9 protein-coding genes and 1 rRNA gene are annotated in these 8690 nt (G+C 49.4%); all 10 read left to right on the forward strand.

Translation table 11 applies throughout. The features are described from left to right. Window positions 1-33 precede the first annotated feature (33 nt). Complete coding sequence (locus tag AC58QC_RS12845; RefSeq protein WP_497415535.1) at window positions 34-1314, forward strand: substrate-binding domain-containing protein; 1281 nt, start codon at window positions 34-36, stop codon at window positions 1312-1314. Between the two features lie 26 nt (window positions 1315-1340). Beyond that, entirely contained in the window at window positions 1341-2105 is a 765-nt protein-coding gene (locus AC58QC_RS12850; RefSeq protein WP_497415536.1) for an ABC transporter ATP-binding protein, read from the forward strand. Beyond that, window positions 2092-2796 (forward strand): ABC transporter ATP-binding protein, encoded by a 705-nt coding sequence (locus AC58QC_RS12855; protein ID WP_497415537.1) that lies wholly within the window; start codon window positions 2092-2094, stop codon window positions 2794-2796. The genes AC58QC_RS12850 and AC58QC_RS12855 overlap by 14 nt, the downstream gene beginning before the upstream one ends. An 86-nt stretch (window positions 2797-2882) precedes the next feature. Next, complete coding sequence (locus AC58QC_RS12860; RefSeq protein ID WP_497415538.1) at window positions 2883-3743, forward strand: branched-chain amino acid ABC transporter permease; 861 nt, start codon at window positions 2883-2885, stop codon at window positions 3741-3743. A gap of 4 nt (window positions 3744-3747) precedes the next feature. Then, window positions 3748-4755: a branched-chain amino acid ABC transporter permease gene (locus tag AC58QC_RS12865; RefSeq protein WP_497415539.1), complete on the forward strand. Its 1008-nt coding sequence runs from the start codon at window positions 3748-3750 to the stop codon at window positions 4753-4755. After that, entirely contained in the window at window positions 4746-4931 is a 186-nt protein-coding gene (locus AC58QC_RS12870) for a hypothetical protein (RefSeq protein WP_497415540.1), read from the forward strand. Before AC58QC_RS12865 ends, AC58QC_RS12870 begins: the two co-directional genes overlap by 10 nt. A 9-nt stretch (window positions 4932-4940) precedes the next feature. Continuing rightward, window positions 4941-5963 carry a 3-oxoacyl-ACP synthase gene (locus AC58QC_RS12875; protein ID WP_497415541.1) on the forward strand — a complete coding sequence of 341 codons (1023 nt, stop codon included), beginning with the start codon at window positions 4941-4943 and terminating at the stop codon, window positions 5961-5963. A gap of 15 nt (window positions 5964-5978) precedes the next feature. After that, window positions 5979-6890, forward strand: a complete 912-nt coding sequence (phaZ, locus tag AC58QC_RS12880) for an intracellular short-chain-length polyhydroxyalkanoate depolymerase (RefSeq protein ID WP_497415542.1) — start codon at window positions 5979-5981, stop codon at window positions 6888-6890. Window positions 6891-6928: 38 nt separating this feature from the next. After that, complete coding sequence (gene fabG / locus AC58QC_RS12885) at window positions 6929-7675, forward strand: 3-oxoacyl-ACP reductase FabG (RefSeq protein ID WP_497415543.1); 747 nt, start codon at window positions 6929-6931, stop codon at window positions 7673-7675. 820 nt (window positions 7676-8495) lie between these two features. Continuing rightward, a 16S ribosomal RNA gene (locus tag AC58QC_RS12890) occupies window positions 8496-8690 on the forward strand; the annotation flags it as partial.

Genomic DNA, 8690 nt, shown 5'->3' on the forward strand with positions numbered 1-8690 from the left:
AAGTCATTCTAAACTAAGAGGGGGATTCTCTTCATGCCAACAAAAAAATGGGGACGCAGCGGAAGTGTAGCGCTGATAACAACCATACTGCTTCTATCATCTGCATGCTCGAGTACAACGAACAGCAATAACTCAGCGTCACCGTCAGCAGCCGCAACAACGGCAGCTACAAAAGCTCCAGTTGAAAGCGCTCCCGCAAATAAAACGCCTATCAAAATCGGGGTACTGGCTTCGATGACAGGCGCACTAGAAAGCTATGGGAAGCAGACCACTCGCGGGTTTGAAATGGGAATAGACTACGTAACCAAAGGGACGAAAGTACTCGATGGCCACCCGATTCAAATCATTGTAGAAGATACGGAAACGAAGCCGGACGTCGCGGTACAGAAAGCGACAAAATTGCTTGAAAAGGATAAGGTGGATTTCCTTGTCGGATCATCCAGTTCAGGCGATACGTTGGCTGTTCTGCCTCTTGCGCTGGAGTATAAGAAGGTCATGGTCGTTGAACCTGCGGTGGCAGACAGTATTACAGGAGCCAGCTGGAATAAATATATCTTCCGCACAGGACGCAACTCCTCGCAGGACGCTGTGGCAGGTGCAGCAGCCATTGCGAAGCCGGGCGTGAAGATCGCTACACTTGCTCCGGACAGCGCTTTCGGCCGAGATGGCATTGCGGCGTTTAAGGAAGCGGCAGTTAAGCTGGGCGCAAACTTCGTAACGGAGCAATATCCAGGTGCAACAGCGACTGATTTTACACCAAACATTCAGAAAATCTTAGAAGCGAAGCCGGACTACCTGTTCGTTGTGTGGGCAGGCGCCAACTCGCCATGGAAGCAGCTGCAGGACATGAAAGTACAAGCTAGCGGCATCAAGATTTCCACGGGAGCACCCGACATCGTAGCGCTTAAAACCATGAATGATCTAGTCGGCATGGAAGGATTCTCCGTCTACTACAACACGCTTCCTAATAATGAGATCAATAAATGGTTGATCGATGAAAACAAGAAGCGTTTTAACAACGAAGTTCCGGATCTGTTTACGCCGGGCGGCATGTCCGCTGCGCTCGCTATTGCCGAAGCTGTGAAGAAGGCAGGCTTCGACATGAATAGCGACACGATCATCAAAGCGATGGAAGGCATGTCCTTCGAAACACCAAAGGGAACGATGAAGTTCCGCGCAGAGGATCATCAGGCCCTGCAGTCAATGTACGCGATCAAGCTGGTAAAAAAAGATGGCTTCGATTATCCGGTACCTGAGCTTTTGCGTGAAATGAAGATGGATGAAACGGCTCCGCCGATTCGTAATAAAAAATAAGGATAACCAGCAAGGGGCGAGTGCGAATGAAGCCGATTCTCGAAACCCGTGATCTGACGATCGCGTTCGGCGGACATACGGCGGTGAACGGGGTGGACCTTATGGTGCCACCCCGGCATTTTAAATCCATTATTGGGCCGAATGGAGCGGGGAAGACGACCTTTTTCAATTTACTGAGCGGCGAGCTGAAGCCAACCCGGGGAACGGTGTGGTTCAACGGGGAGGATGTGACTCAGCTATCTCCGCATGCGAGAACCCGGCTAGGCATCGGGCGGTCCTTTCAAATTACGAACGTATTTCCGAATCTGACAGCTTTGGAAAATGTCCGGTTAGCCGTCCAGTCTCGAGAAGGCATTCGGTACAACTTTTTCCGCCATTTCAGTGCTTACCGTCGTCTTGAAGAAGAAGCCAAAGAGCTGCTGCATACCGTGTTGTTGTCCGATGTGGCTGGCACGTCGGCACGCATGCTGGCACATGGAGAAAAGCGCAAGCTAGAGATTGCAATGCTGCTTGCTCTGAATGCTGAACTGCTGCTGCTTGATGAGCCGACAGCCGGCATTTCCATGGAAGAGGTGCCTGCGATCTTAGAAGTCATACGCGGCATCAAAGAACGTGGCGATCGCTCGATTGTACTGATTGAGCACAAGATGGAAATGGTCCTCGATCTATCCGATTCGTTGACGGTTCTGTTTAACGGCAAACTGCTTGCGGACGGTTCACCGCAAGAGATCATGAACAATGAATTGGTCCAATCCGCTTACTTAGGGGGCTTTTACGATGACGCTTCTTAAAGTCGAAGGCATCCAAACTTTTATTGGTCAGTATCACATTTTACAAGGCATTACACTGGAAGTAACGCCGGGGGAGATTACCGTATTATTGGGGCGTAACGGTGCCGGCAAGACGACAACACTCCGATCGATCATGGGTTTAAATTCGATTTCCCAAGGCAGCATTACCTTCAAGGGAGAACGTATTGAGAAATTGCCTACGTACGCAATCGCCCGAAAGGGGATCGGCTATGTGCCGGAAGATCAGGGCATTTTCGCTGATTTGACCGTCCAAGAGAATATGAAGGTTGCGATGCGGGTCCAACACGACGCGGCGATGCAGCGCCAAGAATGGATTTTAGAGCTTTTTCCTGACCTGCGGACGTTCTGGCAACGCAAAAGCGGTCATCTTAGCGGCGGGCAGAAACAGATGCTGGCAATTGCTAGAGCTTATGTCGGCGAGAATGAGCTGCTTTTGATTGACGAGCCGAGTAAGGGGCTTGCGCCCATCGTGGTTGAGAAGCTAATGCAGTCAATCGAACAAATAAAGAAGAAAACGACGGTACTCCTGGTCGAGCAAAACTTTTTCATGGCCAGCCGAATCGGGGACCGCTACTATATCGTGGATGAAGGCCGAATCGTCCTGGGCGGGCGGATGAAGGAGCTCAGGGAAGACCCGGAAACCCGCAAACGGTTTCTGGGGATTGCCTAAAATCCCACCCCAAAGAAGCAAGGATGGCTTTACCTGTGTTATCCGGACACTTTTTGGGGACCCATTACAGAGGAGGCCGTATCCTTATGGCTACAATAACAAACTTGCTCGTTAACGGTCTCGCAACCGGCATGCTCGTATTCCTGCTGGCGGCTGGACTAACCTTGATTTTCGGACTGATGGATGTTCTTAATTTTGGACATGGCGGTTTATTTGCATGGGGAGCTTATTCCGGAGTCTGGTTATTTGCTCGCACGGGCAGCTTTATACTGGCTATCATCGGGGCGATCGTCACCGGTCTTGTTCTCGGCCTCGTGATGGAACGTATCGTCATTCGACCTGTGTATGGCAACCATGTTCAGCAAATTCTCGTCACGCTCGGCGTTATGCTTGTCTTAAGTGAGCTGTTAAAGGTCGTGTGGGGGCCAAATCCAATCGCTGCTCCTGTACCGAAGCTACTTGACGGCAGCTGGAGCTTAGGCGGCGTCATTTTTATCAAATATAGGTTATTTATTATTGGCGTAGGTTTCCTTGTACTGCTAGGACTTCAACTGCTGATGAACCGTACGAGGCTCGGTCTCATTGTACGTGCCGGTGTACAGAACAAAGAAATGGTGCAGGCTCTTGGCATTCCTATTCATCGCGTGTTTACAGCGGTATTCATGCTGGGAGCGGCGATGGCTGCCCTTGGGGGCGTACTGCTCGCACCATACTCTGGAATTGTGTTTGCAGAGATGGGCATGCAGTTCGCGATTCTCGCGTTTATCGTCGTTGTTATTGGTGGAATGGGAAATATTAACGGCTCAGCACTTGCTTCCGTTATCGTAGGGCTGACAGGGTCATTAATGGCTTATTATGTTCCTGACTTGTCACTTGCTGTCAATATGCTGCTGATGGTCCTTGTGCTTTTGGTCAAGCCATCCGGTCTGCTCGGATCGAAAGGGTGAGAGGATGCTAACGCTACTTAATAAACGCTTTTCCGGCTCTATTTCTGTATACGGGCTGCTATGTATTGTTTTAGCCTTGTACCCGCTCATCAACGACTCGCGCAGTGCGATGATCCTCGTAACGAAAATTTTTATTTTCGGGATATTTGCTATCAGTTATGATCTTTTGCTGGGCTACACGGGAATTGTATCTTTCGGTCATGCCATGTTTTTTGGTATTGGGGCCTATGCCGTCGGTATTATGATGCATAATTACGGCCATTCCATCGGGGTACTGCTGCTAGCCGTTCTTATTGGCCTCTTGGTTGCAGCTGTCATCAGTTATTTGGTTGGGATGCTGTCGCTTCGGTTAAAAAGCCACTATTACGCGATGCTCACGCTCGCCTTTGCAGGCTTGTTTCAAGTAGCTGCAGAGAAATGGCGTACGCTCACGAAAGGCGGGGAGGGCTTTACCTTCTCAATCCCTGACCTCCTAATGGACCGGCGCACTTTTTATTGGCTTGCTCTTGCGGTGCTGATTATTGTGTTCTTTCTGATGCGCCGTTTCACGGTATCACCACTTGGTCGTGTGCTGCAAGCGATCCGCGAGAATGAGCAGCGGACACGCTCGCTAGGTTTTAATCTTGTGCACTACAAGGTGATTGCCAGTGTCGTTGCCGGTATGGTGGCTGCACTAGCAGGATCCATGTATGCAGTGACGCTGCGTTTTGTAAATACGTCTGTGTTCGCTACGGATATAACTTTAGACGCACTGCTGATGACGATTATCGGTGGGGTAGGCACGCTGTACGGCGGTCTCATCGGCTCAGCGATTATCGAGCTAGCCCATAACGGACTGTCGAACCTCGCCAAGACGTATGCTATCTTTGACCGTTGGATTATTTTCTTCGGCTTACTATATATCCTTATTGTCATGGTGTTTCCACTAGGTATTGCCGGTACGATCAAGATGTGGTGGATGAAATGGCGATCTCCAGTACTCGAAAGGCGGGTGGAGAAAAAATGGCATTAGAGCCCAATATGGTGAGCTCCTTTGTACTCCGATTCAGCTCCATAGGCGAAGAGGAGCTGCCTGAAGAGCGTCGTTGGCGTATTCGCATTACGCATGTGCAGGATCAGGATGAAATTGTGGTCGGCACCATGCAGGAAGCATTCGACTATATCGAGCAGGCATTAAGAAAAGGGTGAGTAAGTGGAATGAGTGGTTCAAATGAAAGCATAGGTATTTTAAGTACAGGTATGTATCTGCCTCAATCGATTATGACCGCTAAGGATATTGCCGAGGCTTCTGGGCTTCCCGAAGATGTAGTGGAGCATAAGCTCGGCATCCGACAAAAGCGTGTTCCCGGTCCGGATGACCACAGCTGTGAAATGGGCATCCATGCTGCCCGGGAAGCGATCAGGAAAGCGGAAATCGATCCGAAGGAAATCGATCTGGTCATTTATATCGGTGAAGAGCACAAGGAGTATCCGGTGTGGACAGCCGCACTCAAGCTGCAACACGAAGTTGGTGCGGTGAACGCTTGGGCGTTCGATGCTGCCCTTCGCTGTGGAACCACGATCATGGCCCTTAAAGTGGCAAAAAGTTTAATGTTGACGGATGCATCCATCCGTACGGTGCTGCTCGCCGGGGGATATCGGAACGTCGATCTTATCGATTATCAGAACCCGCGAACGCGGTTTATGTTTAATTTAGCTGCCGGCGGCGGCGCTATGCTGCTGCGTAAAGGGCACGCAAGCAATGTCGTGCTGGACAGTCATTTGATAACCGACGGTGCTTTTGCGGAGGATGTCATTGTACCTGTTGGCGGGACGAGGACGCCGTTAACCAGCAATTTGCTGAGTCAGGGACAGGGACTTTATTTGGATGTGCCGGATCCCGAGGGGATGAAACAGCGTCTCGACGGTACGTCGATGGCACGTTTTGTTGAAGTGATTCGCAGGGCAGCGGAGAAGAGCGGTTGGCAGCTGTCCGACATTGACTATTTGGCCATTTTGCATATGAAGAAATCGGCTCATGACTTTGTACTTCAGGAAATAGGGCTGACAGAGGAGCAATCGGTTTATCTGCAGGATTATGGTCATGTTGGTCAGCTTGATCAAATTTTAAGTTTAGAGCTGGGCGTGGAGCAAGGTAAAATTAAAAACGGTGATCGTGTCATGCTCGTGAGTGCCGGTATCGGTTATGCGTGGGGCGCTACGGCTATTCAATGGGGTTAAGGGAGGAATGGGTAAATGGCTGATGTTGTATTAAAAAGCTTGGAGCTTCCGAACGGTGAAACCGTCGGTTATCGTGAGAGACGAAGTGAAGGTGCCGGGCCAACGCTGCTTTTGGTTCACGGGAATATGAACTCGTCCAAGCATTGGGATGTATTGCTGGAGAGCCTAGATCCTCAGCTTCATCTTGTTGCTATCGATCTTCCTGGATTTGGTATTTCTACGTATCATAAACCCATCCAAGGCCTTCCCGATTATGCAGACGTGGTTAAGCAATTTGTTGACGCGCTTTCTCTGAGGAAATTTGCCATGATGGGCTGGTCCACCGGCGGCGGAGTTGCCATGAAGTTTGCGGCGGATTACCCGGAGCAGGTGGAGCATTTGATATTACTCTCCTCGATGTCTACGCGCGGATATCCGTTTTATGCAGAGGGCGCTGACGGTAATCCTGATCTTACGAGACGGCTTCGTACATTTGATGAAATTAGCGCGCTTTCGCGGACGAAGCTCATTTCTGGTGCCGGAGAGCGGCAGGATCGGGCCTTCATGCGCTGGTTGTTTGATGTTTCGGTTTATAACTTGAATAAACCTGCTGAGGAGCAGTTTGAGCAGTATGTGGACGATATTTTGACCCAATGCAATCTGGCTGATATTTATCATGGCTTAAATACGTTCAATATCAGCAGCATTGATAATGAAGCTGCAACCGGAAGCGGGGACGTGCCGCGGATTGAAGCACCTGTTCTCGTCCTTTGGGGGGCAAATGATCTTGTCATTCCGGAGTCGATGACACGCGAGATTATGGAAGATCTAAGCCCGCGCGCCGAGCTCGTGGTATTGGAGAACTGCGGCCATTCACCGTTAGTGGATGCTTTGCCATCATTAACTCAGCAGGTGGAGCGGTTTTTACTCGGCTCAGAAAGACACTAATCAGAAGTGCTCAGACAAACGGTGGAGGAGATTTAACGATGAGACTAAAGGATAAGGTCGCATTAATTACCGGAGGGGCTAACGGGATCGGTCGTGAGACAGCTCGGTTATTCGTCTTGGAAGGCGCCTTCGTTGCTATAGCCGATTACGATGAGACAGCTGGGGCCGAAGTGCTGAAGGAGCTGCGAGAAGCTTCTGGTGCGGAGCGGGCGATCTTCGTAAAGGTCGACGTTAGCGACGCGGAAAGTGTGGAGCGGATGGTCAGCATCGTGGTTGAGCAGTTCGGCACGCTGGATATCCTAATCAACAACGCTGGCATTACACGCGACAGCATGCTAAGTAAAATGACACTCGAGCAGTGGCATCAAGTCATTGACGTGAACCTGAACGGTGTATTTTACTGTACGAAATATGCAGCGCCGCACATGGTCCAAAAAGGGAAAGGCAAAATCATTAATACCTCCTCTATTGTCGGAGTTAACGGGAACATCGGTCAGACGAACTACGCAGCAACGAAGGCGGGAGTCATCGGGATGACCAAAACCTGGGCCAAGGAGCTAGGCTTTAAGGGTGTTACCGTCAATGCCGTCGCACCGGGATATATTGAAACCGGCATGGTAGCCAAGGTTCCAGAAAAGGTACTGCAAGCCATGGTGGAGAAGGTACCCTTACGTCGTCTTGGCCAGCCGCAGGACATCGCCAAAGCCTATTTGTATTTAGCCTCTGATGATGCCGACTATGTGAACGGTACCATTCTTGAGGTGGACGGCGGGTTGGTTATTTAATCCTAAACGCCCGTCTCAAATCACGAAATTGCTTAAATATGCAGTTGATCCCGAGTTCCATTGGATCAGCTTTTTTTAATTTAAGCCAGACAATAAGCATATGCTGTGTATGATTATAACCCCTTCTATTGGCAAGCACCCAGCTAGTACGGTACTTGGTACGTAATCAATCACCGCGGGCACACCGATTACTATTAATGTAACATCCCAAGTGAAGAGGCCATGTCTAGGGTAAAAAGCTCTCAATTCGGTTGTATAGTACGTCTCCTGTGAATTCGAATGGCATTTTCTCTTATGCATCAAGTGAAAGCAAAACCGGCACTGATCGACCTAAATTAAGCATTACACCGCAAGCAGTAAAAAGGGCTGATTGCTTGGATAACGAGATCGAGAGTGAGTGTCGTGACATCTGGACATTTGGCTCTTGTTTAACAAATAATTATTTTTGAATTTGGAAAAATAAAACATTGCTATGTGTTTGCCATCCATGCTATATTATCACTCCGGCCGCAAGACAGACAGGCTGGTAACGAAAAAGAAATTAAAAATAAAGCTTGCAATTGAAAAATGAACATGGTATATTACTTCTCGCTGCTTCGGTAACACGGCAGTAATTGAAAGAAATTGATCTTTGAAAACTGAACAACGAGTGAGTAAGCACGAACGAGAAATCGTTCAAAAAAGAGATTGCAAAATCTCGCTAGCAACGCAAATGAGCAATTAAGCTTTCAGATATACGGACAAGCAATTGTCTTGCTGGGCCCACGGAAAGTATTCGGAATTCTCTTCGGAGGTTCGCTTCACTTTCTGGGGATTGGCTATTATGGAGAGTTTGATCCTGGCTCAGGACGAACGCTGGCGGCGTGCCTAATACATGCAAGTCGAGCGGGTTTACCCTTCGGGGTAAGCTAGCGGCGGACGGGTGAGTAACACGTAGGTAACCTGCCTTTAAGACTGGGATAACTATCGGAAACGATAGCTAAGACCGGATAACTGGTTTTCTCGCATGAGAGAA

The sequence above is a fragment of the Paenibacillus sp. J22P51 genome, assembly GCF_059692215.1.